This is a genomic window from Kosakonia sp. AG348 (assembly GCF_003337365.1).
Lineage (GTDB): Bacteria > Pseudomonadota > Gammaproteobacteria > Enterobacterales > Enterobacteriaceae > Kosakonia.
Window position 1 is genome coordinate 1 of sequence record NZ_QPJR01000021.1, and the last position, 3,198, is coordinate 3,198.

Genomic DNA, 3,198 nt, shown 5'->3' on the forward strand with positions numbered 1-3,198 from the left:
TGGGAATATGACGGTTTCGGACGCATGACCGAACGTCACGACAGCCATCGCGGCACGGTGCAGCGCTTCAGCTATGACGATGAACACCGCATCAGCCAGGTAATTATTGAGGGCGACGCAGAGTTCACCCGGGCCGAATACCGCTATGACGCACTCGGTCGTCGCCCGGAAAAACAGGTGTGGCGACGCCATACCCGCAACGCGGAACGCACGCAGTACGCGTGGTCGGGACTGCAGATGGTTGGCGAGTGCAGCGACAGCAACCCGGACGCGGCCGTGCAATATATCTACACGGAAAACAGCTACGAACCGCTGGCCCGCGTCGACAGCCGCGGCGAGCACGCGGAGGTTTACTGGTATCACACGGAGCTGAACGGTCTGCCGGAAAAAGTGACCGACAGCAGCGGCGACGTTGTCTGGCAGGGCGTTTCCACCACCTGGGGACGCAGCGAGCGGGAAAACAGCAACGCGGACTGGGATGTGCCGCAGAACCTGCGCTTCCAGGGGCAGTACCTCGATCGCGAAACCGGACTGCACTACAACACCTTCCGCTACTACGACCCCTGCGGCGGACGCTACACCCAGATGGACCCGATAGGGTTACTGGGTGGGCTGAATACGTATACGTATATGGTGGATCCGCTTACTTGGGTGGATCCTTGGGGGCTGGCATCTACGTGCCTCGATAGAGATTGGGGAACATATTTCGCAAGGAGGTCAGGAACAACGCCTCCAACATCGATGGTTAACCCTCATGCCCATCACATTGTATTCTAAGGAGATTTTTCAAGGTCTCCACCAATGCAGGAAGCTTTAAAAAGGAGTAGAAATATTCTGAAAAAATATGAAATTAACCCACTTGAAGATGTGTCTGCGCTTATGTGGGCAGAAAACAGAGGCCATACTGTTGCAAATGCAAAACTTGTTGCAAATAAACTTGAAGCTGCACATGAAGTCATAAGTAGCCGCGGATTAAATGCAGTTGAAGCTACAAATGAGATGAAAGCAGCACTTCAGAGAATTGGGATGGAAGCATTTGGAAGCTGAACCTAGAGGTGATATATGAACTGGGATGAACTGGAAGAAAAATGTTTCCAGGCTGCGTTTGATGCCATCAAGAAACTTCTTACTGAATATTCTACTGAAAATTTTTATGCGTTCTCGCTTTATACAGACAGTAGCGCTATGACAGTATCGTTGAGCGCAAATTCTGAGGAGCGCTTGCATTTTATCCTTGATGCTGAAAAAGATAAAAGTAGAGAGACACAAAGTTATTATAAATGGGCTACATCAGAATGGGCATACGAAGGATTTTCTGCGGAAAATTTTTCTGATATTAGTAAGGCTCTAAGAGAGTCTCCGGATAGAGCGAACTTTTTGCAATTTAAGAACAGACTTGTTCAAGCACTTATTAATGCACTAAAAAAAATAAAATTAAGTGAGCTTGCGCCAGCCTTAAATGATTCCGTATTGTTTGTATCTATTACTGATGATGATGCAGAAAGAACTGAGAATATATCTGCAGGATTAATAAATGATAAATCGATCTCGTCTTATTTTCTTTCGAGATATGACTGAATGTGATTGGTTCTGTAGTGGCTAAGTTACTCTGAATGGTATAAATAAAAATGCTGGTATGTATGGAATAGTGCCAGCAGTCTGTTAAGTTGAATGTACATATTATTCAAGTAAGAGATGGTTTTGTGACTAATTACTATATAAAAGCGCCGACATATAAAACCTTATAGATGATAAGCCCCTTTACATTGTTTGACATTAATTTTTTGAAGTGCTTTATTTTTATTATAGTGATTGATGTGTTTAACTAATCTGGATGAAATGATGGCTTTTTATTTATTTGTTTATTTTTCCGGGTAATTGATGTGAGTAATAATTAATTTTTTTCTATGTTTTTTTGTTGACTGTAATTCCAATGCTTTTTTTATGCTCTATATAGTGAGCTGTGTAAGTGTATGCCTGCATTAAATATTAAATTGCGGGGCATTTATTTAAATGAGAGTAAATTATTTTATAGCTTGAGTGGTATCTGAAAGCCTCTTTATTTTTTGAAAGGAAATCTGAAAAGAAAGCTACTGAACAAAATAGATATTACACAGCCTAAAGGTGCAATACGTAAACAGAAAGAAGAAGTGCAAAATATACTCCGGAAAGGCCTTCAGAATGGCTATCCCATAAGGCCTTTCGATATGGATCAAGCTGGTGGTGCACTTGAAAATGCAAAAACAAATTCACTCTGGTCTAATATTTTTTATAAACACGGTTAGTGATAAATATGAATGATCTCACAAAAGTTATGGAACCTGTAGAATTCATTTTTACAGACAAGTTTTTCAAAGAGTTAAACGGGGTTTTTGAATTTGACACTATAATAATACGTGAAATCGATAAGGCTTTTGAAAGTGCGTTTGACCAAGAGTTACCCAAGGGGTATGTGGTTTGGTTGGATATTATTGAAAATTACAGGAGAAAATTACGAGGTAATGCTGACTTCGACAAAGCATATGAAGCCGTTTCTAATTACTTAGAGACATTACAGGTAAATCACTCCTCTGACTTACTTGACTATAGGAAAAAGAAAATAAAAAAATCAATAATAAATATGATGATTTTTTTTCAGAGGCCCGGGAGAATGCTTACTTTGTCCTGGGGACGGTAGCGATAAATAGGTATCTAGATGATTTTATTCAGGACTGTTTCCTTGAGAATCTATTTGAAATTTATAAGTCAGGCGGTTGGCCTTGTGGTATGAAAGGAAAAAGTATTATTGTCTTTGATCCGGCTTTTTTAATAAGCGAAGATGACAAATGATCGTCGAGTAAAATTGTAAGCGATTCCTTAAAAACGTTAATTTTTTTGAGGCTACATTCACCTCAAAGTTTTAGAGACATTTCAGATACTGTAATGCTGAATGCGCGGCCAGATAATAGAGCGTTCTATTAAGCAGGATGGTGAAGAACGTTTCTGGTATGACGCGGCGGACAACCGCACCACGCCGGATTTACTGCCGGTGTGGGACAACCTGCTGAAACGGCTGGAGGGTGTGCGCTGGGAGTATGACGGTTTCGGGCGCATGACTGAACGCCACGACAGCCATCGCGGCACGGTGCAGCGCTTCAGCTATGACGATGAACACCGCATCAGCCAGGTAATTATTGAGGGCGACGCAGAGTTCACCCG

General features: G+C 42.3%; 5 protein-coding genes. All 5 read left to right on the forward strand.

Translation table 11 applies throughout. The annotated features are described in order from the left end of the window. The coding region (locus tag DFO56_RS24460; protein WP_233500438.1) for an RHS repeat-associated core domain-containing protein at positions 1-777 on the forward strand (777 nt) is incomplete at its 5' end. Positions 778-801: 24 nt separating this feature from the next. Continuing rightward, positions 802-1,047 (forward strand): hypothetical protein, encoded by a 246-nt coding sequence (locus tag DFO56_RS24465; protein WP_052679838.1) that lies wholly within the window; start codon positions 802-804, stop codon positions 1,045-1,047. A gap of 15 nt (positions 1,048-1,062) precedes the next feature. Next, positions 1,063-1,578, forward strand: coding sequence for a DUF4303 domain-containing protein (locus tag DFO56_RS24470; protein WP_045514799.1), 516 nt, complete (start codon positions 1,063-1,065; stop codon positions 1,576-1,578). A 715-nt stretch (positions 1,579-2,293) separates the two neighbouring features. Further along, complete coding sequence (locus DFO56_RS24475) at positions 2,294-2,677, forward strand: hypothetical protein (protein ID WP_233500439.1); 384 nt, start codon at positions 2,294-2,296, stop codon at positions 2,675-2,677. 252 nt (positions 2,678-2,929) lie between these two features. Further along, on the forward strand, positions 2,930-3,198 hold a 269-nt coding region (locus tag DFO56_RS24480; protein WP_233500440.1), incomplete at its 3' end, for a hypothetical protein.